Origin of the sequence: Arenibacter sp. F20364 (assembly GCF_023015905.1) — a bacterium.
In the GTDB taxonomy this organism is placed as follows: Bacteria; Bacteroidota; Bacteroidia; order Flavobacteriales; family Flavobacteriaceae; genus Arenibacter.
In genome coordinates this window covers 98,909-122,433 of the sequence record NZ_JALKBD010000009.1, presented here as the reverse complement: position 1 = coordinate 122,433, position 23,525 = coordinate 98,909, and the positions used below count along the sequence as shown (strand labels likewise).

The following is a 23,525-nucleotide window of genomic DNA, read 5'->3' as shown; positions in this document are numbered from 1 at the left end:
GTTTAGAAAGAGTACACGGCTGCAAGAACAAATGAGGATAAACTCTTTTGTGCTGCCAAATCCGAATCTAGGAAGCTAAAAGAATCATCTGATGCACTGTCCAAGCGCAATTCAGGCTTTATTATTAAGTTTCCAATTGTAGCACTTCCGGTAAGGGTTACTGCAAAAACACTGGAATCTTCAACTCCGGTTCCAATGGCGCCATAGTCTCCTGTTTCTACAAAATATTCACCTCTTAATCCCAAGGTAAAGTTATCGGAAGTAGCGTATTGTGGATAAAGGGCTGCACCTGCAAAACCAATGTCGTCATTATCGTAAAGCGCTGCATTGATTCCTAGGAAGAAGTCATCGGATAAATCAAAACCACCTGTAAAGTCAATTTCGAATGCCCCGTCATCCGCAAGGAAATTTAGGAATTGACCACTATAGCCCAATTGAGCTCCGAATGCATATTTTTCGGTAGGGTTCAATTCAGTTTGATCGGTTGGGTTCATGATCGCCAACATTAAGCTGAAATCGTCAGATAGGGTGAAATCTGCCTTCAAACCTGTGTGGGAAAAAGGACCATAAGAAAATAAGTAGGACGTACTATAGTTAAAGTTGGCTACAGGAGAAATTACTTCATAACCCAAAAAGGTATTAAAGTTACCAAAGGTCAATTTCACCGATTCGCTTAAATTCCAGTATACATACAACTGGTTTACTATGTTTCCCGTAGCCGAATATAAAGGAGAAGCAAAAATAGCATCTGTTCCCCTAGGTCCAAATACAAGGTCGGCAACAAACCCAACATCTTCACCTTCGTAAGCGGCAATCACATTGGCCATTCCCAAAGCAAAACCTGGTAAATTGGCAAATGAAGATCCAGGAGCGGCATTTGGCAAACCGGAACCATCGTCAAAACCATTGTCTCCATTTAAGTTGGTTCTGTAATAGGCATCTACACTTCCGCTAATGGTGAATTTTTTACTTTCTTCTTCCTCTTGGGCAAAAGTCAATGTAGAAGCTAGTGCAAATGCAAGTAAAAGTAAATTTTTTACGTATTTTGTATAAATAATCGTTTTCATAATTCAATTGTTTATATCCTTTATCAGGATGTTAAGTATTTATTGAGTTGTTCTAATGAGAAGGTTATTAACGGAGCGTTCTGCAAAACGCTCCGTTACCTTTTGGGGTATTTATTAATGTTGGTTCATCCTGAAATCTGCATAAGCATCCATTCCGTGCTCATGTAGATCCAAGCCTTCCAGTTCTTCTTCTTTTGAAACTCTGATTCCTGAAGTTTTCTTGATTGCGAAAAGGATAATAAATGCTGTTAGACAACAGAATACTCCAACTGCGGCTACTCCGGATAACTGATATAAAAACTGAGATACACCGGCTTTAACGCCAAAGATGCCTACAGCTAAAGTACCCCATATACCGCAGATAAGATGCACTGCAACTGCTCCTACTGGATCGTCCATTTTTAATTTATCAATCAGTGCAACACCCAGAACAATGATTACCCCGGCAATTAGACCTATCACAATAGACTCGAAAGGAGACATTAAATCGGCTCCAGCGGTAATACCTACCAATCCACCCAAGACACCGTTCAACATCATGGTAAGGTCATAGTTTTTGTAAAGTATTGTGGAGAAAATAAAAGATCCAATTCCACCTGCGGCTGCTGCCAAACATGTAGTAACCAAGACAATTGAAGTCCCTGCTGGATCTGCGGACAATACTGATCCACCATTAAAGCCAAACCAGCCTAACCAAAGAATAAGTACCCCTGCTGCTGCCATTGGAATATTGTGTCCTGGAATCGCATTAGGTTTGCCATCTTCTCCAAACTTGCCAATTCTAGGGCCTAAGATGTAGATTGCAATCAAAGCGGCCCATCCTCCAACGGAATGTACCAAGGTAGATCCTGCAAAATCGTGAAAACCACCGGCATCGCCACCTAGTGTTGAAAGGAATCCACCTCCCCATTGCCAAGATCCAACTATTGGATAGACCAAGCCTACATAAATTACGGTGAAAATCATGAATCCACCTAATTTAATACGTTCTGCCACAGCTCCAGAAACTATGGTAGCAGCTGTTGCGGCAAACATTCCTTGAAAAAGAAAATCTGTCCAATACGTATACCCTTCGCTATAGGTAAGGTCTAAGCTACCATCGGGTAGTATGGGGGCTTCAAGGCCGAAACCTGCAAAACCAAGATAGCCGTTAAAATCACCTGGGTACATTAGGTTAAATCCTCCTATATAATAGATAAGTAATCCTGTACAGATGATGAATACGTTCTTAAATAAGATATTAATCGTGTTTTTTTGTCTGGTAAGTCCGATTTCCAAAAGTGAAAACCCTAAATGCATGAAGAATACGAGAGCCGTACATATCATCATCCAAACGTTATTTGCTGTAAATAATCCTACGTCCATGTTGTAAATTGTTTGTTGGTTATTAAATTTTTAGTTAATGCCTGCTTTTCCGCTTTCCTTAGTTCTAATACGGTAGGCCTCCAATACTTCGGAAACGAAAATTTTACCGTCACCTACATTGCCGGAATATGCGGTTTCCAAAATAGTGTTGACGGTGCGCTCCAAGTACTCATCCGATATTACAATGGAAAGATACCTGCGTTGAATGTCGGATGTGCTATAGGAAATGCCCCTATAGACATGACCTTCTTTCTCATTGCCGACTCCAGTTACGTCCCAGTAACTAAAAAAGTTTACTTCAACTTGATGTAACGCTTTTTTTACGTCATCAAATTTTGATTTCCTAATAATTGCCTCGATTTTTTTCATAATTGATTTATTATTTATGAAGCAAAAATATGTATTAAAACAATACCCCCCTATTTTTTGGGGGGTATATACGTCAGAATTACACTTTATATAAAAATGACCCAAATATTTTATGGGTATAGTGATTAAAATTTAATATTATATTAATATGTTAAAGCTTTTAACATCTGTTTTGGCGAAAAACTGAATTAATCGTGTCTTTTTTAGTAATTTGCTGTTGATAATGCAGAAAAACAGCAAAATCTACCTGAATAGATAGAAACGCTAAAAATGAGTTGAAGTTGGGTAATTGGATTTTTGTTACTTGGATAACCAGAATCCTGCAGCTACGGCAAGGACTCCAATGATAAGACTGGCAAGTGTGTAAATGATGAAATTGATAAGATCCCCAGTTTTTAAAAAGGAGTGCTGTTCCAGGGCAAAGGTTGAAAAAGTGGTAAAGCCACCACAGAAGCCAGTGGTTAGCAATAGGGATTGATTTGGTGTGAGTAAATTGTTTTTAAACGAAAGTCCTATAATAATGCCAATGAGGAGACAACCTATTATATTCACAATAAAGGTCCCAAGAAAGAAATTCGAGAAAGCGTTGTTAAAGGTTTTGCTGATTAGGAAGCGAAGGACACTTCCAATGCCTCCTCCTAAAAAGACCAATAAAAACTGCTTCATCGTTTATTAATTTTTATTCCTTTTATTAAAGCAAATAAAAATTACCCTATCTATAAGGTAGTTAATAATTTGCACTAATGTATTACCAATACTATCATGAGTATTGGAACAATACAAATATGCACATATTTCCTAATAGACTAGAATTAAACAGCCTTTTTATATTTCGAGTTAATTAAATCTAGGGGGAAGATTACTGCTGTAGATTCTGAAATATTTTTGACGGACTTTTCTTTCTTTTTTGGGCTACTGTTAAAACTGACTAAAAATAATAGAACATTTATAGCAATAAGAACTGATAAAATACTAAAAAAAGTTACCATACAACTAAATGATTTAGTTACCTAACGCAAAATTACGCCTTTTCGTATCTTAAACGTTGTAAAAAACCGGAATGTTGTGAGCAAGGGTACTTTTTATGGTCTAAGGGAAAATACTGTTAATTTTTAAGGAAAAATTTAATAAGAAATAATATTACTATGAATAATGTGAAGAAAAGTCCTACCCATTTAACGCCTTTATAGTTTTTTTTGTGCGTTTTTTTATCTTTTCGATAGGAAAATATGGTTATTACTACAAAAGCAACAAAAAAAAGGCCGGCAAAAATTAATTGTCCCGTACTGAACATATTTCTATTTTTACGCAAATCTAACTTAAATAATTACAATTATGAAAAGTAAACTTAGTGCTGTAGAATTGTTCCATAATTCATTTGGGTTGGGAGTTTCCAAAGAAATCAAAGCCAATTTGGGCGAAGCCAAGAATTTACTTCGCTTTAATTTGATGGATGAAGAGAATAGGGAATATCTTGAGGCGGCAAACAATGATGATTTGGTGGAAGTTACAGATGCACTTGGCGATATGCTGTATATATTGTGTGGAACGATATTGGAACACGGTATGCAATACAAAATAGAGGAGGTTTTTGAGGAAATACAGAGAAGTAATATGAGCAAATTGGGGGAAGACGGTAAACCTATCTATCGTGAAGATGGAAAAGTCCTCAAGGGGCCTAATTATTTTAAGCCTAACATTGTGGATATTTTGGATAAAAAGTAGGGCCTTTTTTTTTAGAAATCACTTTAAACAATAAAAAAGCCCCTGTTTTCTTGAAAAAGAGGGGCTTTTAAATCATTGTTTCTGGTCATTATTCTACATCCACCTTATATCTCCAGCCAAATTTATCTTCGGCCTTGTTATATTGTATGTCCGTAATGCGCTTCTTTAATAGGGCTGCATAACTCTCTTTTAGTTCCGGTAGGTCATAATCCTTTTCTTGGTAGCCAAAAGTGGCAATAGGTGAAATTACCGCCGCGGTCCCTGCTCCGAACATTTCTTTGAGACTGCCATTTTTTGAAGCTTCGACCACTTCCTTTACCGTGATTTTTCTAACCTCCACAGTTATGTTTTCATCTTTGGCAATGTCTATAATGCTCTTTCTGGTTATTCCGTCCAATATTCTGTCACTTGTAGGACTGGTGATCAGAGTGTCGTTTATCCTTACAAATATGTTCATTGCACCGGCCTCCTCTATATATTCGTGCTTATTGTCGTCAGTCCAAATTACTTGATTGTAACCTTTTTCAACTGCCAATTGGGTAGGGTAAAATTGTCCTGCGTAATTACCGCCGGCCTTTGCAAAACCCACACCACCATTGGCCGATCGTGAATATTTCTCTTCAATCAAAACCTTTACCTTACCTGCAAAATAAGATGCGGATGGGGAGCAGGCAATTATAAACTTGTATTCTTCCGAGGGGGAAGCATGGAATCCGCCTCCTGAGGCGAATACAAAAGGTCTAATGTACAAGGAACTTCCTTCCGCGGTGGGAATCCATTTATGGTCCAATTTTAAAAGCGCTTTTAAGCCATTCATAAAGTAATCCTCTGGAAATTCTGGCATAGCCAATCTTTTGGATGATATGTTGATCCGCTTTTGGTTTTCCAAGGGACGGAACAGCCAAACATTTTTGTCCTTGTCCTTATAGGCTTTCATTCCTTCAAAAACAGATTGTCCGTAATGAAAGATTTTTGCGGATGGGTCAAGCGTAATGGGCTGATAAGGAACTATTTTCGGTACTTCCCAGGCGCCATTCTTATAATCGCAGACCATCATATGGTCTGTAAAATATTTTCCAAAAGATAAATTATTAAAATCTACTTTATCAATTTTCGAGTTTTTAACTTTCTCAACTATTATTGAATTTGAAACAGTTTGCATAGAAATCTTATTTAAAGCAATAAAATTAAGCAAATATCATTAGTAGTTCTTCTTTTTTCGTCTAAAAATACCCAGTTTTGTAAAGGGATTTAAATTTTGGCTATTATGAAACTTTTTAACATTTTGATTGTGACTTTTATGGTGTTTTCGACTTGTTTAGCTCAGAATAAACCCTTGGATGGAACAAAAACGCCACTAACAAAGGAAAGATATGAGTATTTTGGCACCCAATTTGCTGATTCCAACGCCATAAACAGTGGGAAGATGCTTGAGAATTATGAAAAAATGTCAAGGACGGATACACTTGTATCCAAATTTTCCGGCCTGGTAACGGAAGTCTGCATGGCAAAAGGATGTTGGATGAAATTGAGAATGGGGAATGGAGAGGAGACCATGGTTAAATTTAAGGATTATGGATTTTTTGTGCCCCAGGAACTTGTTGGTAAGGAAGTAATTGTCAATGGTTTGGCCTTTGTAGAGGAAATGAGCGTTAAGGACCAAAGACATTTTGCCAGTGATGGAGGGAGATCGGAAGAGGAGATTGCCCGTATAAAGCAGGTAAGGAAGAAATATGCCTTTGAGGCAGATGGGGTATTGATAAAAAACTAAATTGAAAAGAAAAATTATAACTACGGCAGATGGTTCCAAGACGATTCAGATCGAAGATTGGAACGAGCAATACCACTCCACACATGGCGCTATCCAAGAGGCCTATCACGTTTTTATAAAGAACGGGTTGTCGTTATTCGATGACCGACAATTATCTATTTTGGAAATTGGCTTTGGAACAGGATTGAATGCCCTTATAACTTTGTTGGAGTCGGAGAAACGAGGATTGGATATAAGTTATAAAGGTGTAGAAGCCTACCCAGTTGTCCCGGAGGAACTGGAGCAATTGGAATATGCTGAAGCATTGGAAGCAGGGGATTTAGAACAATATTTTATAAAGATGCACCAAACTTCTTGGGAGGAATTACATGCAATAGCGACAAATTTTTCTTTAATAAAGCAACAGAGTGATTTTAGGGAAATTGCAGATATTAATGTGTTTGATCTAATCTATTTTGACGCCTTTGGTGCCAGGGTCCAACCAGAACTATGGACGGAAGAGGTTTTTGCCATAATGTACAGGTCATTGAAAAAAGATGGTGTGCTGGTTACCTATTCTGCAAAGGGAAGCGTAAGGAGAGCTATGCAGGCTGTAGGATTTGTTGTGGAACGTTTGCCAGGGCCTCCAGGGAAAAGGGAAATGCTCCGAGCTATAAAGGTTTCCCAATAATGACACTATTATTATGGATCACTTAACACCTAGGGGGCTTGGACTGTTAAACCTAAATTAAATTCAACCTTAGAAATTTTAAAAACCCATATATTTATATAAAAGTTGATAGAAAGATAGCAAGGGTATGAAGGTTTTGGTAACAGGTGCAACAGGTTTGGTGGGGAGTGAAATTGTAGATTTGTGCAAGCAAAACAATATACCTGTAAATTACTTGACCACCAGAAGGGATAAAATCGTTTCCCAAAAGGATTATAATGGCTTTTACTGGAATCCCAACAAGAATGAAATAGACTTAAAGTGCTTTAATGGGGTTACTACAATTATCAATCTTGCAGGATCCAGTATTTCCAAGAGATGGACCCGGAACAACAAAAAAAAGATACTGAACAGTAGGGTTAATTCCCTGAGAACTTTATTGGGAGCTATACCTAAAGACGGAGCCAACTCCATTAAAACATTGGTGTCTGCTTCGGCCATAGGGATTTACCCTAATTCCTTATCTCAATATTATAAGGAAGATGAAGAAAAAGTGGATGATAGTTTCTTGGGGGAGGTGGTATCTGTTTGGGAGCAGGAGGTAGATGCTTTTGAAAAATTAAATATTCAAACTGCCAAGATCAGGATAGGATTGGTGATGTCCAATAAAGGTGGGGCGTTGCCAGAAATGGCCAAACCTGTTAAATATTATATGGGGGCTGCCATGGGTTCCGGGAATCAATGGCAATCTTGGATTCATCTTCGGGATTTGGGACGGGTATTTTTACATGTTATTTCAAAGGATCTAACAGGGATTTATAATGCAGTGGCGCCAAATCCGGTGACCAATGTTAAGCTCACAAAAGAAATTGCAAGGGTATTGGGGAAACCGCTGTTTTTGCCCAATATTCCTAAAATAGTGATGCGTTTGGTCTTGGGAGAAATGTCCTATTTGTTATTTGCCAGTCAGCGAGTAAGTAGTAAAAAGATTGAAGATTCGGGTTTTTACTTTATATATCCCAATATTTGCAGGGCTTTGGAAAATATATATTTGGATAAAGGAGGGCACAAGCCTATAGATGCGCTCTACAAGAATGAGTTTATATCCTAGGCATTGGAAAGAATTTTATGAATTGTGAACATCCGCTATTGGCGGATGTTTTTTTATAAAGTTTAATGACATTATGACATTTTTAAAGAATTGGCAGTACTTTTGCCACTTGAAATCGGAAGTATATAAATGTATTTTAAATGAGCAACGAAAATAAAACAGAAGAGATGGAAGATGATGTTCTGAACAATATAGAAGATCAAGATTCGGAACAAGACGGTTCCTCCACTGGGGCGGAAGACATTGAAAATCGGGAAGAACTTAGCCCGGAAGAGCAGTTAAAGGAAGATCTGAATAAGGAAAAGGACAAATTTTTACGTCTTTTTGCAGAATTCGAGAATTATAAAAGGCGTACTTCCAAGGAAAGAATGGACCTGTTTAAAACGGCAGGACAAGAAGTTATAGTGTCATTATTACCAGTAATAGATGATTTTGACCGCGCATTAAAGGAAATTTCCAAGTCAGAGGATCAGGAAATGTTTAAGGGAGTGGAGTTAATAAGTAATAAGTTCAAGGAAACATTAAAAAATAAGGGTCTTCAAGAAATTGATGTCAAACAAGGTGATGCTTTTGATGCTGAAATTCACGATGCCATTACCCAAATTCCTGCTCCGAGCAAAAAGCTAAAGGGCAAAATAGTTGATGTTGTTGAAAAGGGATTTAAACTAGGAGACAAAATTATACGCCATCCAAAAGTGGTTGTTGGAAATTAAAAATATTTTATGAAGGAGGATTATTATGACATCTTGGGCATTGGTAAAAATGCTACTGCGGCTGAAGTAAAAAAGGCATATAGGAAGAAAGCAATAGAGTATCATCCTGACAAAAATCCAGGTGATGCCAAGGCGGAGGAAATGTTTAAAAAAGCAGCCGAGGCTTATGAGGTATTGAGCGACCCCAACAAGAAGGCTCGATATGACCAATATGGACATGCAGCTTTTGAGGGCGGCGGCGGTTTTGGCGGCGGCGGCATGAACATGGATGATATATTTAGTCAGTTCGGGGATATTTTCGGCGGTGCTTTTGGCGGCGGCGGTTTTAGTGGCTTTTCCGGCTTTGGCGGCGGTGGCGGTCAACGACGTGTCAAGGGAAGTAATTTAAGAATCAGGGTTAAGTTGACCTTGGAGGAAATTGCGAATGGAGTAGAAAAGAAAATAAAAGTAAGAAGAAAGGTTCAGGCAGAAGGGGTTACTTACCAAACCTGCGGGACCTGTGGAGGTCGCGGACAGGTTACCAAAATTACCAATACAATTCTGGGTAGAATGCAGACTGCAGCAACCTGTAGTGCCTGTGGAGGTAGTGGTCAAATTATTGATAAAAAACCCAATGATGCGGATGCCAATGGATTAAAGGTTTCTGAGGAGACCGTTAGTATCAATATTCCAGCAGGAGTAGAGGATGGCATGCAGTTAAAAGTGCCGAACAAAGGTAACGATGCCCCAGGTAATGGAGTCCCAGGCGATTTGCTGGTGGCCATTGAGACCGAAGAACACGATACCTTGAAGAGGGAAGGTGATAATCTTCATTATGATCTATATGTCAGTATTTCTGAGGCAGTTTTAGGTACCTCAAAAGAGATTGATGCTGTTGGTGGTAAGGTAAGGATCAAATTGGAAGCTGGAATACAGTCCGGTAAGATCCTAAGATTAAGAGGTAAAGGTATTACTAGTCTAAACGGATATGGTAGCGGTGATTTATTGGTACACGTAAACGTATGGACGCCCAAAGAATTGAATAAGGAACAGAAGGATTTTTTCGAGCGTATGCAGAACAATGAAAATTTTGAACCCAGACCAGAGAAATCTGATAAATCTTTCTTTGAAAAGGTAAAGGATATGTTCTCCTAGAATAGCGATTCCTATTTTAAATAAAAAACGTATATTTGAGATAATATTGGGTAACCAGTATTATTTTCTTTTTCATAGCAATTTTTTTTCCCATCCTTGATTCGTTGAGGGTGGGTTTTGTTATTTCAACCCTTTCTTTAAAAGCTCCTTAGGAGCGCATTAAAGATAGCTGGTTGAAATAATCCCGCCTTTGGCGGGATCAGTTTGTTGCAACGTCCTCCAGTTCCGAAGGAACGCCGTGAGTATGGAAGGTTGAACTAATCCTACCACTAGGCGGGATCATTTTGTTGGAATATCCTCAGGCTTTAAAGGATTACAATGAACAAAAGTAGAGGTATGGATCCTCCCGTGCTCGCCAGTACTTGCTATTATTGGTTGCTTTGGTTTTCTTCCTTATTAGGGATTTCTTATTTCAGAATTTTACAAAGCTGATCCGATTCGATAATTATCGTGTTTAACTTATGTAAAAAAACATAATTTATAAAAATCCTGCCTATCTCTTACATCGCAATTCTATATCTTTGGGGAAATTGCGTGCATGAATAATATATTGGTCGCTAATGAGGTTTCCAAGCAGTTTGGGAGTCATATAGCTCTCAACAAAGTTTCATTGGAAATCCCCAAAAATAGTATCTATGGTCTGCTAGGGCCTAACGGAGCTGGGAAAACCACCTTAATACGGATAATTAACCAAATAATCTATCCGGATAAAGGAGCAATTTTTTTTGATGGTAAGCCATTGCAGTCCCAACACATTTCTATGATTGGGTATTTACCCGAGGAAAGGGGCCTCTATAAAAGTATGAAAGTGGGAGAACAGGCCCTATATTTGGCCCAATTAAAAGGATTGTCCAAGTCCGATGCCAAAAGTAGGTTAAAATATTGGTTCGATAGACTGGAGATCGGGGACTGGTGGAACAAAAAAATACAGGAACTATCCAAGGGCATGGCTCAAAAGATCCAATTTATTGTTACAGTTTTGCACGAGCCAAAGCTTTTGATCTTTGATGAGCCCTTTAGCGGTTTTGATCCTATAAATGCCAACATTATTAAAGATGAGATTCTTCAATTAAGGGATAAGGGAACTACCATAATTTTTTCTACGCACCGAATGGAATCCGTAGAGGAACTATGCGAATATATAGCTTTGGTGCACAAGTCGGAGAAAATATTGGATGGCAAACTTAGCGATATAAAAAGGGCATACAAGAATAATATTTATAAGGTAGGGCTGGGAGTGCAAAGTGCCAACGGACTCTTAGAGGATCTAAAGGGTAAATTTGAGATTTTGTCTTCGGAATATGTGGATGATGGACTTCAATTAAATTTTACAGTGCAATTGCCATCTGACGATACAGGCCCCTTTTTATCCCATTTAGCGGGCAAGGCAAATGTCAATAATTTCACGGAGACAATTCCATCGGCAAACGATATATTTATTAGAACCGTTCAATCCAAATAATATTTATGAGTAAGTTATCGCTCATTATAAAGCGCGAATATTTAGCAAAAGTTCGAAATAAGTCATTTGTGGTCATGACTTTTTTGAGCCCGATCCTAATGGTAGGAATGGTTGTTCTCATTGTTTATCTGACCAAGATCAACGATGGCGAAATAAGGACAATAGGAGTACTAAATGAGAGCAATTATTTCTCCACAGATTTTCAGGGAACGGAAAGTACTTCGTTTGTGAAGTTTAGGGATATTGACTTGGAAGCGGCCAAGGACTCTATTCAAAAGATGGGATTCTATGGCTTGCTTTATATTCCCAATGAGCCGGACTTGGAACAAGTGGCAAGCAGATCTTACTTTTACAGTAAGGATGCACCTGGATCATCTATAGTGGCTAATTTGGAAAATGTTTTTAAAGATCGTTTGCGATTGCAGCGCTTACAGGAATTAGGAGTTTCTGTATCCGATTTTGAAAGTGTTGAAAATAATTTTGAAATTAATACGTCTAGCTTTTCCGGAGAACAGAACCTGAAAGGAATAACGGAAATTAAAGCGTTTATAGGTGGGGCATTTGGGTATTTGATCATGATGTTCATCATTATTTATGGTGGCTTTGTTATGCGCAGTGTGATCGAGGAAAAAACTACTAGGATAATTGAGGTTATTATCTCTTCCGTGAAACCTTTTCAGCTTATGCTGGGTAAAATTATTGGGACTTCTTTGGCCGGAGTTACCCAGTTCGCCATTTGGATTGTTTCTGCCTTTTTAATGTTTGGCGTGTTGATTTTGGTTTTCGATATTGATCCGTCAGGGCTTAATGCCGGGGCAAGTAATACACCTGGCCTAGTAGGGGGGGCTGCCTATGTGACAGCATCCGATTCCGCCATCCAATTATATGCCAACGAGCTTTTTAGAATACCTTGGTTAATGCTTGTCTGTTTTTTTGTGATCTATTTTGTGCTGGGTTATCTAATTTATAGCTCAATATATGCGGCAATAGGTGCTGCGGTGGACAACGAGACAGATACCCAACAGTTTATTTTTCCTATAATATTACCTTTGATGTTGGCCATTTACGTAGGGTTCTTTTCGGTCTTTAATAACCCTCATGGCCCTATTGCAGTAGGATTCTCATTATTTCCTTTAACATCACCTATTGTAATGCTTATGCGTCTGCCAGGGGGTATTGGGGAAGGAGGTGTGCCTATTTGGGAGGTTGTAGTTTCAATTCTTCTATTAATTATCACTTTTATAGGTATTGTATGGTTGGCGGCCAAGATATATAGAGTGGGGATATTGATGTATGGAAAAAAACCTTCTTATAGGGATTTGCTTAAATGGCTGAAATATTAGAATGGAAGAACTAAAGAATATTTTTAAGGGATTGGATGAATTTCTCGCTTACAAAATTTGGAATGGTGATAAGGTGGATATAACCGCAGCTACCTTCTTAACCGTTATAATTTCTTTGATCGTAGTAAACTATGCTCTGAAACTGTTTCACAAATTGGTTACTGCAAAGTTGCCCGAGGAGGACAAGAATAAGTTTATCAGTGTTTTTGGATTTTTAAGATATTTGTTCTACATATTGGTGGTGTTGGTTGTCCTGCACACCTCAGGGGTCAATCTCACCGTCTTGCTTACCGCATCGGCAGCACTGTTTGTTGGTTTGGGATTTGCGCTTCAATATTTGTTCCAAGATATCATCTCCGGTATTCTGATCATTATGGATCAGTCCCTGCGGGTAGGGGATATTGTAGAGGTAAATCAAAAAGTAGGACAGGTTTTTGAAATACGGTTAAGGACTACAAGGGCGCTTACAAGGGATGACAAGGTAATCATAATTCCCAACCACCAATTTTTAACGGATAGTATTTATAATTATACCCAAAATCATAAAAGCACTAGAGAGAACGTTAAGGTTGGAGTGGCCTATGGAAGTGATGTTAATTTAGTGACCAAAATTTTGGAAAATATTGCCAGTGAACAGAAGGGGGTATTAAATAACCCTAAGCCATTTGTGCTTTTTGATGATTTTGGGGATTCCGCTTTATTGTTTTCCATTAATTTTTTTATCAGTGATAGTTATGGAGATCCTAAAATTAAAAGTGCTATGCGGTATAAGATAGATGCCAAATTTAGGGAACACGGTATCAGTATCCCATTTCCACAGAGGGATGTACATTTGTTTCAGCCACGTCCCTTTCAAAAGGTACAGATAGATAATAATACTGCCACGAATGGGAATTAGAATATTTAGATTAGGAATCGTGTTTGGCTTCCTTTTGTCAATTAATTTTTGTCTGGCCCAAACACCGGATGTTTTTCGGCTGGAGTATATGCTAATGCCCAGAAATACGGCTGAAGCAAAATTATCCAGAATTAAATTGGTGGCCAACATGCCCATTAAAGTGGGGAAGAATGACAATATTATTGTAGGGGGCGAATACAATCGTATTGAATACGACTTAAACCGTAGAACACCTTATGACGATGTAATTACAGAAACTTTTCATGTAGCCGATTTAAATATGGCCTACATATTGCAATACAATCAAGATTGGCGCTTTGTAGGTGTAGTTACCCCGCGTTTGTCTTCCACTTTGACCAACGATATTGGTCAAGGGGATGTTTCCGTGAACGTAACGGTAGGGGCGCTACGCGATAGACCTAAAATAGACAAACCAACGCGCTTGGTTTTGGGGATAGCCTATAACTCAACGGTGGCTGTTAGAGTGCCCCTGCCCTTGGTCTATTTTGAAAAAAGGTTTCATCCCAATTGGGCATATGTGGTGGGAGCTCCCAAAAGTGGTATGAAGTACTTTATTAACGAGAACCATATGCTGCAAACAGAGTTTATTTTGGATGGATATTACGTTAATTTACAGAATACGGTGATTAGCTCTGATTCAGGGGTTGCCTCTTCCATTTCCACCTCGGTTGCTTTGTTTACCTTGGGATACCAATATGCAGTGGCCAAAAATATTTTCTTTTATGGCTACGCGGGACACACCTTGTTTCAGGCCGGAGTGTTGAGGAATGAAGAACGAGAAGATATATTTACATTGAATGATCAACCTAGTTTTTATTTTAGAACGGGTTTTAGAATTGGAATTTAAAATACTTAGTTATGTCAAGAATACTGGTTATAGAGGATGAATCGGCCATTAGAAGGGTTTTGGTGAAAATCCTTTCGGAAGAAAATGAAAACTATAAGGTAGAGGAGGCCGAAGATGGGTTGATGGGATTGGAAGCAATAAAAAAAGATGATTTCGATCTTGTGCTGTGCGATATAAAGATGCCCAAAATGGACGGGGTGGAGGTATTGGTAGCAGCGAGAAAAATAAAGCCTGAAATTCCCTTTATTATGATATCCGGGCACGGAGACCTGGATACGGCCGTGAATACCATGAGGCTCGGGGCCTTCGATTATATTTCCAAACCGCCCGACCTAAACCGGTTGTTGACTACAGTGCGCAATGCCTTGGATAGAAAGGATTTGGTGGTTGAAAACAAGATCTTGAAGAAAAAAGTAAGTAAGAACTATGAAATGATCGGGGAAAGTAAGGAAATCTCCGTAATCAAGGAAATGATAGAGAAGGTAGCTCCAACCGATGCCAGAGTTCTCATTACGGGTTCCAACGGTACGGGCAAGGAACTTGTTGCCCATTGGATCCATGAAAAAAGCGAGCGAAATGCCAATCCTTTGATAGAGGTCAATTGTGCAGCAATCCCTTCCGAATTAATTGAAAGTGAACTTTTTGGACACGTAAAGGGAGCCTTTACTTCAGCTGTGAAGGACCGGGCCGGTAAGTTTGAGGCAGCCAATAAAGGAACCATATTTTTGGACGAGATAGGGGATATGAGCCTCTCAGCCCAAGCTAAGGTTCTTAGGGCACTTCAAGAGAATAAAATAAGCAGGGTTGGATCGGATAAAGATATCAAAGTAGATGTTAGAGTTGTAGCCGCAACCAATAAGGATTTAAAAAAGGAAATAGCAAGCGGAAGGTTTCGTGAAGATCTATACCATAGGTTGGCGGTAATTCTTATTAAGGTTCCTGCCTTAAACGACAGACGGGATGATATTCCTTTACTTATAAAACATTTCTCAGAAAAAATAGCCGCTGAGCAAGGAACTGCGCCCAAAGCATTTTCGGAAAAGGCTATTGCCTTATTAAAAGGGTATGATTGGACTGGTAATATAAGGGAATTGAGAAATGTTGTAGAGCGCCTTATAATACTTGGGGGCAATGAGGTAACCGAAGAAGATGTAAAATCGTTTGCCAGTAAATAGACGACACGGTTTATAATGTTGACGGGCTTTGAGTTTCTCAGGATAAATGTAAATCTGATGGGCAACCACAATGCTCCTCGATCAACTATACTTTAAAAATTGGATCTCGGAAGCACGACAAGGTTGTTAATCTATTTTGAAGTACTGATCCCTAATTCTTGCAGCCACTCAACTTCTTAAGGGCATTGGCAGCAATTTCCTTGGTTTTTAAGTTGTAATATTTCTTGCCTTCGGAAAGATTAGGCTTTAGAAGTTGTTGTTCGCAAATATCGTATACGTTTTGGGTAAATGCCAAGGCTTCCTTGCAATCTACGGATTCTACCACCTTGTCCAATGATTTTTTAAACTTTTCCAAAGCAATATCCACTTTGTTTTCAAGGGTTATGTGGTCCAGAGGTTTGTGCGATTCTTTTTCGGCTATGGAAGTCTTGGTATTCATGGCCAGTACATCGTTGTTATACCTACTATCATGTGAGTCGTGTTCATCTATGGCTTCTATACTTCCCAAAGCATTATCCAAAGCCTTTTTAAGTAATATTTTGGCACTTGGTAAGGAGGTAGCCCTAGTAGCGTTGGTTAAGTTAACAGAACTTTCGTGTATAAGCTCTAAAGCATGTTCGCAGCCACAGTCCTCTAATTGAGTTTTGGATTTAACTATAGCGTTCAACGCTTTATAAGCAAAATATTTGGACATATTGATGTCTTCACTGGCTATTGCCTTTTCAGTTTGTGATTGGATATAACCAATATTGGAACCGGCATATTCACAAGCTTTGTTACTCTTAAAAGAAGAAAAAATAAACACTGCCACAGAACAAAAGGCTATAAAGGAAAGTCTCATAAAGTAGGTTTTAGTTTATTGTTACACTGGGAAATATAACCTTGTAAAGGTAATCCTACGACTTTGTTTTTTCATGATTTTTTCGACGAAGTACAGATGTGGACTATTTTATTGGACGAACTGAAGCTTTCTATAGATGTAAGGTTATTTTTTTCTCCGAATTTCCTAGTAAATAATCGATAAAGTACCCTATAGGCTGCTATATTGCTTTGAAATGGTAAGACAAATCTTTGTTAACAGGTATAGTTTTAAGCCTAGTAATTGCACAAGGTTTTTGAGGTCATAAATTATTTTACTTAGGGGATTCCAACATTAACTTTTAGGTAATCTAAAAAAAATCATATATTTTTTGTTTTTAATAGCTCAACAATAGGGCACTAAACCTAATTCATGAAGAACATAGAAGCAGCGACTTATAGGGTTGATAGCGCAATTAAATTGACAGATTTAGAAACTAAGGAAGATTTTGGGTCATCCGATAAAAAATTAAGAAAGGTTCTGGAAAGCATTAGGATAGAACTAGGGGAGTTTCAGGATACCTTATATGCCCATTCCAAATACAGTGTTTTAATTTGTTTGCAGGGTATGGATACCGCCGGAAAGGACAGTTTAATTAGGGAGGTATTCAAGGATTTTAATGCTAGGGGAGTGGTAGTCCACAGTTTTAAGGTGCCAACGGAAATGGAATTAAAGCACGATTATATTTGGAGACACTACCTTGCCCTACCCGCAAAGGGAAAATTCGGGGTGTTTAACCGCACGCATTATGAGAATGTATTGGTGACCAGAGTGCACCCTGAATATATTATGAACGAACATATTCCAGGAATCCATAGTGTAGCCGACATAGACCAAAGTTTTTGGGATAAACGTTTTGAGCAAATAAATAATTTTGAACGCCATATAGTGGAAAATGGCACTATAGTTTTTAAGTTTTTTCTGCACTTGTCCAAAGAAGAGCAGCGACAGCGATTGTTGCGCAGGTTGGAATTAAGAAGGAAAAATTGGAAGTTTTCCCCTGGGGACTTAAAAGAAAGACAAATATGGGATCAGTACCAAAATTGCTATGAAGAGGCAATAAACAGGACCTCAAAATCCCATGCTCCATGGTTCGTGATTCCTGCGGACAATAAAAAGGCAGCCCGGGTAATAGTTGCCTCTATTTTGCATGAAGAGTTAAAAAAATACAAAGATATAAGGGAACCGGAACTGGATGATAAAATAAAAGCTAATTTAGAAGAATATAAAAAACAATTGGAAAACGAATGAGGTATTTATGGTTAGTATTTTTACTAATAGCAACACAGATTGAAGCGCAGAACAATGATGAAAAACAAATTAAGGAAATATATAATACGGCCCTTACCAAGGGTCGAAGTTATGCTTGGTTAAATTATTTATCCAACCAGATTGGAGGACGACTTTCAGGTTCTTTACAGGCACAAAAAGCTGTAGATTATACAAAACTAGTTCTTGATTCCATGGGGCTGGACCGTGTTTGGCTACAGCCCGTTAAAGTCCCCAAATGGGTCAGGGGAACACCTGAATTTGCTTATATTGAAAGCGACCCTGGATTGACCAACAACGTTCCAATTTGTGCCCTAGGGGGGTCTGTAGCTACACCTTTTGGAGGAATTAAGGCAGGGGTGGTAGAAGTAAAGGGTGTAGAAGGACTAAAAATATTGGGAAAAGAAAAAATTCAAGGAAAGATCGTATTTTTTAACAAGGCTATGGATCCCGCCAATATTAATACCTATATGTCTTATAGCGGTTCCGTGGACCAACGATATGCAGGTGCCACCGAAGCTGCTAAATACGGAGCAGTAGGGGTTATAGTAAGGTCGTTGAACCTTAGATTGGACGATTTTCCACATACAGGTGCTATGAGCTATGGGGACACCCCAATGGAAAGCAGGATTCCTGCAGCGGCCATAAGTACCAATGGAGCAGAACTGTTGAGTGCTACCTTGAAACTTAATCCGAGTATTAATCTTTTCTTTAGACAAAACTGCAAAATATTGCCCGATGTGGATTCCTACAATGTAATTGGGGAGATTAAGGGGAGCGCCCATCCAAATGAAATTTTGGTGGTGGGAGGCCACTTGGATTCCTGGGATTTGGGGGACGGTTCGCACGACGATGGTGCTGGATGTGTGCAGAGTATGGAAGTGCTAAGGTTGTTGAAGGCTACTGGATATAGACCTAAGCGGACCATACGCGTAGTGCTCTTTATGAACGAGGAAAACGGACTTCGTGGGGGAACCACATATGCGGAGCAGGCATCCAGGAAAAATGAGAAACATATTTTTGCCCTTGAAAGTGATGCCGGTGGTTTTACGCCCCGTGGTTTTTCTTTTGATTGCAATGAGGCCAATTTTAATCAGGTATTGGGCTGGAAAAGCTTGTTTGAACCCTATTTGTTACATCTTTTTGTAAAAGGAGGGAGTGGAGCCGATATTGGTCCGTTAAAAAATGAGAACATTGTTTTAGCGGGACTGAGGCCCGATAGCCAGCGGTATTTTGATCATCACCATTCGGCGAACGATACCTTTGCCCATGTAAATAAAAGGGAATTGGAACTTGGTGCCGCCTCTATGGCCAGTTTAATCTACCTCTTTGATCAATATGGCATAAAATAGCTTCTGGCCCCGTCTATAAGTGTATGGAGGAAGGAAATTTATTATAAAAAATGTGTAGTGCCAGGTAGCATTCTTGTTTGCAAACCTACCGAGCTTTTTATAAACAGAAAACTTATCCTTACCTTTGCGGACTAATCAAAAAACAGCGATATGCAAGACGGAATTTACGCAAAATTCAATACTTCGAAAGGAGAAATATTGGTAAAGCTTACCCATGATAAAACCCCAGGGACTGTGGGTAACTTTGTAGCCTTGGCGGAAGGTAATCTAGAAAATAGTATCAAAGCACAAGGTAAGCCATATTATGATGGATTAAAATTCCACAGGGTTATTCCGGATTTCATGATTCAAGGTGGTTGTCCACTAGGAACAGGAACCGGAGACGGGGGTTATAAATTTGATGATGAATTTCATCCAGATCTTACCCATGATGGACCTGGTGTACTTTCAATGGCAAATGCCGGTCCAGGAACAAACGGGACCCAATTTTTTATTACCCATGTGGCTACTCCTTGGTTAGACAACAAGCATACCGTTTTTGGACGCGTTGTGGAAGGTCAGGACGTAGTAGATGCCATTAAACAAGGTGATAAAATTGAAAGTCTTACCATTGAAAGAATTGGTGAAGAAGCAGATAAATGGAATGCAGTTGAGGCTTTTAGGACTTTTGAGGGTTCTAGGGAAAAAAGATTGGCTGAAGAAAAGAAAAAAATAGCCGCTGAGCTGGATAAGGTAGCCGCTGGTTTTAACGAAACCGAAAGTGGACTTAGATATAAGATTGTGCAAGAGGGAAATGGGGCCAAATCTGTAAGCGGAAAAAATGTTTCCGTTCATTACGAAGGTTCTTTGTTGAACGGACAGGTTTTTGATTCCTCCTATAAGAGAAAGGAACCTATTAGTTTCCAATTAGGCGTAGGACAAGTAATTCCAGGATGGGACGAAGGTATAGGTCTGTTGAAGGTTGGGGATAAAGCTAGATTCGTTATTCCTTCTAATTTGGCCTATGGAAGTGCAGGTGCTGGAGGGGTAATTCCGCCAAATGCCACCCTTATTTTTGACGTTGAATTAATGGGGATAGGATAAAAATTCAAGTTTTTATAAAAATCTGAAGGCTCTAATTTCTTAGAGCCTTTTTTATTTGGGATTCTTAAAATTTAGAGCCTACAAAAGTCTTAAACTGCATTGTGCATTTAATGAAGTTAAGACAGAAACGGCAAATTTAAAATTGCTATCTACCTTTTGGTTCTATTAAGGCTTAATACCAAAAGAGCGATATTTATTACCAACAAAGTCAAAAGAATGGTGAAAAAAGTGGTCATACTCTAGCTATTTATAATGGTGTATACTAAGTGTTTTTAATAGAGATGACAATAGGAGAAAAAGGTTGCGTAAAAATTTTTATATATTATTAGTTGTTTCAAAGTTGGCCTTCTGCCAGGCAAAGGAGAGAAAGTAATTTAGGGGCCATTTTTTAGCAGTCCCATTTTGTTATGGACAAAAAAAACCCATCCTTGTGGATGGGCCCTATTTTTTAAAAAAAATTGTACCGTAATTATTAAATCACTTTTACATTTACCGCGTTCAATCCTTTTTTACCTTGTTGTAGTTCAAATTCTACAACGTCACCTTCGCGAATTTCGTCGATTAAACCAGAAATGTGTACAAAGTGATCTTCGCTTGAGCCTTCTTCAGTGATAAATCCGAAACCTTTGGAGTCATTGAAGAATTTTACTGTTCCTTTATTCATTATAAAAAATTAAAAAAATTAAATTAGTCACCAATATAGGGTTTTATTATTTAACTACATGATTTTTTGATAGTTATATTTCTATGAGGTGCTGCTTCGAGGTTGTGGGAAATGAAATTAAAGGCCTAATCAACTGTGCGTTAATGGTCTCGGGTCTCAGGACCATGGCAACTTTTTTTGCACTTCAAGCTTGATCAATAGTCCGAAGCGAGTATATTAACCAGGTTTGCCCCATGTTTGTTTTTTTAATAGGGTTCCGATATTTTTAGGATCAAAAGCATAAAGTCCTCCTTGTTAGGGAAGACTTTATAGCTTATAATTATCCGGTAGACATTAAGAAATTAGATGTTTGGTTGTGGAGTCATCCTTAAATATGGCTTTATTTCTTCCACGCCTTTGGTGAATATTTTATTGGCATCCTCTGTATTTATGGAAGGACTTACTACAACCCTATCTCCATTTTCCCAGTTGGCCGGAGTGGCAACTTTGTGGTATGCTGTTAATTGTAGTGAATCTATAACCCTAAGCAACTCGTGAAAATTACGTCCGGTAGATGCAGGGTAAGTGATAATAAGTTTTACCGTTTTGTCAGGAGCTATGATGTATACGGAACGCACAGTTAGACTATCATTTGCATTAGGATGTATCATGTCGTACAAGGTAGAAACCTTCTTGTCATCGTCTGCTATTATTGGGAAGTTTACTGTGGTATGTTGTGTCTCATTGATATCTTTGATCCATTCACCATGAGATGCTACCCCATCAACGCTAAGCGCCAACATTTTTACGTTTCGTTTGTCAAATTCTGCTTTAAATTTTGCGGCAGTTCCCAACTCGGTAGTACAAACAGGGGTGAAATCCGCTGGATGTGAAAACAAAATTCCCCATCCATCACCTAAATAATCATATAAATTGATCATTCCCATTGAACTATCAGCTGTAAAATCAGGGGCTACATCGCCCAATCGTATTGTTGCCATATTTTAGTGTTTTAGTTAAAAATTTATTATCCTATAAATTTAGTAGATTAAATGATAATGGACTTTTATAAAAGGTTAAAAATGTATTAAAATTTTATATTGGACACCATGTCTTTTTAGGTGCAAACCAAGGGGTTTTATTTATTATATAATACTGTAATGTTTTAAAATTCAATAACTAATGTATCTTATTTAATCAAATTCTTCGGGGAAGCATTTAAGCAAAATACTTAGTCTTATCTAACCTGGGAATCTAATTTGTTAACTTGGTTCCGACATAAATTGTGGGTAGGGGGCAACCCTTAAAATAGTTCATCAATAATTAATGGGAACGCTATAAATATCGATCAAACTTCTTTAATTTTATGGTATGGAACAAAGAAACCTGGAAAAATTGAAATATCCTATTGGGCATTTCGTATATAGCAAAAAAGTTAGTGATGTAACTTTGTCCGATTGGATTTCTGAATTAGAGGCACTGCCTACCCAATTGGAGGACTTGGTAATGGCGCTAAACGATGAACAGTTGAACACCCCATATCGCCCTGGGGGTTGGACCATAAGGCAGGTGATTCATCATATGGCCGATAGCCATCACCATAGTTATACCAGATTTAAATGGGCCTTGACAGAGCCTAGACCTCTCATTAAGGCGTATGATGAGAAGGAATGGAGCAATCTATTTGATGCCAATAATGCGCCAATAATACTTTCCTTGAATTATCTAAAGGCACTGCATGCCAAGTTGGTGTATCTCCTAAAAGGTTTGTCCAAGGAGGATTTGGAAAGGGTGTACATTCATCCCGATGGTAATGTTGCTGTAAGCCTTTTGGAAAATATTGGAAAATACGCTTGGCATGGTAATCATCATTTGGCGCATATTGAAGGCATTATTGAACAAAAAGGCTGGAATCGTCTATAGTAGTTCTAGGATAATTCCATATTTAACAGCAATGACCATATCTTAGGACTAAAGTGGATTGATGAGCCTCCCTATCTAGTGCTATTGTTTTTTCCACTTTATATTACAGCCAATACTAGGTTTTTGTTTCTGGTTTATTTCGTTTCCAGCAAGAAGTGCGTCCATGGCCTTTTTTAAATCCTCCCCGGTAACAGCGATACCATTTCCTGGGCGGGAGTTGTCAAACTGTCCCCGATATACCAACTTTAGATGATCATCGAATAAATAGAAATCAGGGGTACAGGCTGCATCATACGCTTTGGCAACCTCTTGTGTCTCGTCATACAAATACGGAAAAGTATAGTTCTGTTCCTTACTGATCAGTTTCATTAAATGTGGTGCATCTTGGGGGTAGTTTTCTACGTCGTTGCTGGAAATTGCAATAAATGAAATATCTTTATGTTGGTATTCCACTGCAGTTTTGGCAATTTCGATGTTAAGATGCTTAACAAAAGGGCAGTGGTTGCAAATGAACATGATTACGGTACCCTTCGTCCCTTTTAATTCTAGGAGGGTTTTGAATTTTTCCGATGTGGTATCGAGCAATTTAAAGTTGGGGGCTCTAGTGCCCAAGGGCAGCATATTACTCGGTGTATTGGCCATGACTTTAATAATTTAAAAATAGGTCTTGTACAAAGTTAAAGGAAATCCAATAAAATTGTATATGTATCGGAAATTAGTTGTTTTGGATTAAATTTTAAAAAGGA

Annotated in this window: 24 protein-coding genes; 15 read left to right on the top strand and 9 right to left on the bottom strand. The window is 38.5% G+C overall.

Annotation, left to right across the window (positions count from 1 at the left end):
- Window positions 1-2 precede the first annotated feature (2 nt).
- From MWU84_RS09530 to crcB, 4 genes are all read right to left on the bottom strand, one after another.
- Window positions 3-1,067: an outer membrane beta-barrel protein gene (locus MWU84_RS09530; RefSeq protein WP_246901033.1), complete on the bottom strand. Its 1,065-nt coding sequence runs from the start codon at window positions 1,065-1,067 to the stop codon at window positions 3-5.
- A 114-nt stretch (window positions 1,068-1,181) separates the two neighbouring features.
- A complete protein-coding gene (gene amt / locus MWU84_RS09525) occupies window positions 1,182-2,432 on the bottom strand; it encodes an ammonium transporter (protein ID WP_246901032.1) in 1,251 nt (416 codons plus the stop codon).
- Window positions 2,433-2,462: 30 nt separating this feature from the next.
- Window positions 2,463-2,801, bottom strand: coding sequence for a P-II family nitrogen regulator (locus MWU84_RS09520; RefSeq protein ID WP_246901029.1), 339 nt, complete (start codon window positions 2,799-2,801; stop codon window positions 2,463-2,465).
- 300 nt (window positions 2,802-3,101) lie between these two features.
- Window positions 3,102-3,467, bottom strand: coding sequence for a fluoride efflux transporter CrcB (gene crcB / locus MWU84_RS09515; protein WP_246901025.1), 366 nt, complete (start codon window positions 3,465-3,467; stop codon window positions 3,102-3,104).
- 669 nt (window positions 3,468-4,136) lie between these two features.
- Here crcB and MWU84_RS09505 point away from each other — a divergent pair.
- Window positions 4,137-4,526, top strand: a complete 390-nt coding sequence (locus tag MWU84_RS09505; RefSeq protein ID WP_246901023.1) for a nucleoside triphosphate pyrophosphohydrolase family protein — start codon at window positions 4,137-4,139, stop codon at window positions 4,524-4,526.
- 88 nt (window positions 4,527-4,614) lie between these two features.
- Here MWU84_RS09505 and MWU84_RS09500 read toward each other — a convergent pair whose 3' ends face one another.
- Window positions 4,615-5,688: a branched-chain amino acid aminotransferase gene (locus MWU84_RS09500; RefSeq protein ID WP_246901020.1), complete on the bottom strand. Its 1,074-nt coding sequence runs from the start codon at window positions 5,686-5,688 to the stop codon at window positions 4,615-4,617.
- Window positions 5,689-5,793: 105 nt separating this feature from the next.
- On the opposite strand from MWU84_RS09500, the gene MWU84_RS09495 reads away from it, so the two are divergent.
- The 10 genes from MWU84_RS09495 to MWU84_RS09450 all read left to right on the top strand — a co-directional run bounded on the left by MWU84_RS09495 (window position 5,794) and on the right by MWU84_RS09450 (window position 15,650).
- On the top strand, window positions 5,794-6,297 hold the full coding sequence (locus MWU84_RS09495; protein WP_246901018.1) for a DUF4920 domain-containing protein: 504 nt from the start codon (window positions 5,794-5,796) through the stop codon (window positions 6,295-6,297).
- Window position 6,298: 1 nt separating this feature from the next.
- Entirely contained in the window at window positions 6,299-6,967 is a 669-nt protein-coding gene (mnmD, locus tag MWU84_RS09490) for a tRNA (5-methylaminomethyl-2-thiouridine)(34)-methyltransferase MnmD (RefSeq protein WP_246901016.1), read from the top strand.
- Window positions 6,968-7,094: 127 nt separating this feature from the next.
- Complete coding sequence (locus MWU84_RS09485) at window positions 7,095-8,057, top strand: TIGR01777 family oxidoreductase (RefSeq protein ID WP_246901014.1); 963 nt, start codon at window positions 7,095-7,097, stop codon at window positions 8,055-8,057.
- 140 nt (window positions 8,058-8,197) lie between these two features.
- Window positions 8,198-8,770, top strand: coding sequence for a nucleotide exchange factor GrpE (locus MWU84_RS09480; RefSeq protein WP_246901012.1), 573 nt, complete (start codon window positions 8,198-8,200; stop codon window positions 8,768-8,770).
- Between the two features lie 9 nt (window positions 8,771-8,779).
- Window positions 8,780-9,904, top strand: coding sequence for a molecular chaperone DnaJ (gene dnaJ, locus MWU84_RS09475; protein ID WP_246901009.1), 1,125 nt, complete (start codon window positions 8,780-8,782; stop codon window positions 9,902-9,904).
- A 538-nt stretch (window positions 9,905-10,442) separates the two neighbouring features.
- Complete coding sequence (locus MWU84_RS09470) at window positions 10,443-11,366, top strand: ATP-binding cassette domain-containing protein (RefSeq protein WP_246901006.1); 924 nt, start codon at window positions 10,443-10,445, stop codon at window positions 11,364-11,366.
- A gap of 5 nt (window positions 11,367-11,371) precedes the next feature.
- Window positions 11,372-12,709, top strand: coding sequence for an ABC transporter permease (locus MWU84_RS09465; protein ID WP_246901004.1), 1,338 nt, complete (start codon window positions 11,372-11,374; stop codon window positions 12,707-12,709).
- A 1-nt stretch (window position 12,710) separates the two neighbouring features.
- The gene (locus MWU84_RS09460; protein ID WP_246901001.1) at window positions 12,711-13,607 is read left to right on the top strand and encodes a mechanosensitive ion channel domain-containing protein; all 897 of its coding nucleotides are present in this window, start codon (window positions 12,711-12,713) and stop codon (window positions 13,605-13,607) included.
- The gene (locus MWU84_RS09455; RefSeq protein WP_246900998.1) at window positions 13,597-14,475 is read left to right on the top strand and encodes a DUF6268 family outer membrane beta-barrel protein; all 879 of its coding nucleotides are present in this window, start codon (window positions 13,597-13,599) and stop codon (window positions 14,473-14,475) included. The genes MWU84_RS09460 and MWU84_RS09455 overlap by 11 nt, the downstream gene beginning before the upstream one ends.
- An 11-nt stretch (window positions 14,476-14,486) precedes the next feature.
- Window positions 14,487-15,650, top strand: a complete 1,164-nt coding sequence (locus MWU84_RS09450) for a sigma-54 dependent transcriptional regulator (protein WP_246900995.1) — start codon at window positions 14,487-14,489, stop codon at window positions 15,648-15,650.
- Window positions 15,651-15,801: 151 nt separating this feature from the next.
- Here the strand turns inward: MWU84_RS09450 and MWU84_RS09445 are convergent, their stop codons facing one another.
- Window positions 15,802-16,491, bottom strand: coding sequence for a hypothetical protein (locus MWU84_RS09445; protein ID WP_246900991.1), 690 nt, complete (start codon window positions 16,489-16,491; stop codon window positions 15,802-15,804).
- 390 nt (window positions 16,492-16,881) lie between these two features.
- On the opposite strand from MWU84_RS09445, the gene MWU84_RS09440 reads away from it, so the two are divergent.
- The 3 genes from MWU84_RS09440 to MWU84_RS09430 all read left to right on the top strand — a co-directional run bounded on the left by MWU84_RS09440 (window position 16,882) and on the right by MWU84_RS09430 (window position 20,213).
- Window positions 16,882-17,760 (top strand): PPK2 family polyphosphate kinase, encoded by an 879-nt coding sequence (locus tag MWU84_RS09440; RefSeq protein WP_246900988.1) that lies wholly within the window; start codon window positions 16,882-16,884, stop codon window positions 17,758-17,760.
- Window positions 17,757-19,130: a M20/M25/M40 family metallo-hydrolase gene (locus MWU84_RS09435; RefSeq protein ID WP_246900984.1), complete on the top strand. Its 1,374-nt coding sequence runs from the start codon at window positions 17,757-17,759 to the stop codon at window positions 19,128-19,130. The genes MWU84_RS09440 and MWU84_RS09435 overlap by 4 nt, the downstream gene beginning before the upstream one ends.
- A 150-nt stretch (window positions 19,131-19,280) precedes the next feature.
- Window positions 19,281-20,213 (top strand): peptidylprolyl isomerase, encoded by a 933-nt coding sequence (locus MWU84_RS09430; protein ID WP_246900980.1) that lies wholly within the window; start codon window positions 19,281-19,283, stop codon window positions 20,211-20,213.
- 472 nt (window positions 20,214-20,685) lie between these two features.
- Here the strand turns inward: MWU84_RS09430 and MWU84_RS09425 are convergent, their stop codons facing one another.
- Window positions 20,686-20,877 carry a cold-shock protein gene (locus tag MWU84_RS09425; RefSeq protein WP_026812084.1) on the bottom strand — a complete coding sequence of 64 codons (192 nt, stop codon included), beginning with the start codon at window positions 20,875-20,877 and terminating at the stop codon, window positions 20,686-20,688.
- 341 nt (window positions 20,878-21,218) lie between these two features.
- Entirely contained in the window at window positions 21,219-21,857 is a 639-nt protein-coding gene (locus tag MWU84_RS09420; RefSeq protein WP_246900977.1) for a peroxiredoxin, read from the bottom strand.
- Between the two features lie 370 nt (window positions 21,858-22,227).
- Here MWU84_RS09420 and MWU84_RS09415 point away from each other — a divergent pair, with 370 nt between their 5' ends.
- The gene (locus tag MWU84_RS09415; RefSeq protein ID WP_246900973.1) at window positions 22,228-22,779 is read left to right on the top strand and encodes a YfiT family bacillithiol transferase; all 552 of its coding nucleotides are present in this window, start codon (window positions 22,228-22,230) and stop codon (window positions 22,777-22,779) included.
- A gap of 81 nt (window positions 22,780-22,860) precedes the next feature.
- Here the strand turns inward: MWU84_RS09415 and MWU84_RS09410 are convergent, their stop codons facing one another.
- Complete coding sequence (locus MWU84_RS09410; RefSeq protein ID WP_246900970.1) at window positions 22,861-23,421, bottom strand: thioredoxin family protein; 561 nt, start codon at window positions 23,419-23,421, stop codon at window positions 22,861-22,863.
- Between the last annotated feature and the right edge of the window lie 104 nt (window positions 23,422-23,525).

Excerpts from the sequence above, each read along its gene's own strand:
- MWU84_RS09505 (WP_246901023.1), top strand. The coding sequence starts at position 4,137 with ATGAAAAGTAAACTTAGTGCTGTAGAATTGTTCCATAATTCATTTGGG.
- MWU84_RS09470 (WP_246901006.1), top strand. The coding sequence starts at position 10,443 with ATGAATAATATATTGGTCGCTAATGAGGTTTCCAAGCAGTTTGGGAGT.
- MWU84_RS09480 (WP_246901012.1), top strand. The coding sequence starts at position 8,198 with ATGAGCAACGAAAATAAAACAGAAGAGATGGAAGATGATGTTCTGAAC.
- MWU84_RS09530 (WP_246901033.1), bottom strand. The coding sequence starts at position 1,067 with ATGAAAACGATTATTTATACAAAATACGTAAAAAATTTACTTTTACTT.
- MWU84_RS09460 (WP_246901001.1), top strand. The coding sequence starts at position 12,711 with ATGGAAGAACTAAAGAATATTTTTAAGGGATTGGATGAATTTCTCGCT.
- dnaJ (WP_246901009.1), top strand. The coding sequence starts at position 8,780 with ATGAAGGAGGATTATTATGACATCTTGGGCATTGGTAAAAATGCTACT.
- crcB (WP_246901025.1), bottom strand. The coding sequence starts at position 3,467 with ATGAAGCAGTTTTTATTGGTCTTTTTAGGAGGAGGCATTGGAAGTGTC.
- MWU84_RS09445 (WP_246900991.1), bottom strand. The coding sequence starts at position 16,491 with ATGAGACTTTCCTTTATAGCCTTTTGTTCTGTGGCAGTGTTTATTTTT.
- MWU84_RS09410 (WP_246900970.1), bottom strand. The coding sequence starts at position 23,421 with ATGGCCAATACACCGAGTAATATGCTGCCCTTGGGCACTAGAGCCCCC.
- MWU84_RS09440 (WP_246900988.1), top strand. The coding sequence starts at position 16,882 with ATGAAGAACATAGAAGCAGCGACTTATAGGGTTGATAGCGCAATTAAA.
- MWU84_RS09500 (WP_246901020.1), bottom strand. The coding sequence starts at position 5,688 with ATGCAAACTGTTTCAAATTCAATAATAGTTGAGAAAGTTAAAAACTCG.
- MWU84_RS09435 (WP_246900984.1), top strand. The coding sequence starts at position 17,757 with ATGAGGTATTTATGGTTAGTATTTTTACTAATAGCAACACAGATTGAA.
- MWU84_RS09450 (WP_246900995.1), top strand. The coding sequence starts at position 14,487 with ATGTCAAGAATACTGGTTATAGAGGATGAATCGGCCATTAGAAGGGTT.
- MWU84_RS09495 (WP_246901018.1), top strand. The coding sequence starts at position 5,794 with ATGAAACTTTTTAACATTTTGATTGTGACTTTTATGGTGTTTTCGACT.
- MWU84_RS09420 (WP_246900977.1), bottom strand. The coding sequence starts at position 21,857 with ATGGCAACAATACGATTGGGCGATGTAGCCCCTGATTTTACAGCTGAT.
- MWU84_RS09520 (WP_246901029.1), bottom strand. The coding sequence starts at position 2,801 with ATGAAAAAAATCGAGGCAATTATTAGGAAATCAAAATTTGATGACGTA.
- MWU84_RS09455 (WP_246900998.1), top strand. The coding sequence starts at position 13,597 with ATGGGAATTAGAATATTTAGATTAGGAATCGTGTTTGGCTTCCTTTTG.
- MWU84_RS09425 (WP_026812084.1), bottom strand. The coding sequence starts at position 20,877 with ATGAATAAAGGAACAGTAAAATTCTTCAATGACTCCAAAGGTTTCGGA.
- MWU84_RS09465 (WP_246901004.1), top strand. The coding sequence starts at position 11,372 with ATGAGTAAGTTATCGCTCATTATAAAGCGCGAATATTTAGCAAAAGTT.
- MWU84_RS09415 (WP_246900973.1), top strand. The coding sequence starts at position 22,228 with ATGGAACAAAGAAACCTGGAAAAATTGAAATATCCTATTGGGCATTTC.
- amt (WP_246901032.1), bottom strand. The coding sequence starts at position 2,432 with ATGGACGTAGGATTATTTACAGCAAATAACGTTTGGATGATGATATGT.
- MWU84_RS09485 (WP_246901014.1), top strand. The coding sequence starts at position 7,095 with ATGAAGGTTTTGGTAACAGGTGCAACAGGTTTGGTGGGGAGTGAAATT.
- MWU84_RS09430 (WP_246900980.1), top strand. The coding sequence starts at position 19,281 with ATGCAAGACGGAATTTACGCAAAATTCAATACTTCGAAAGGAGAAATA.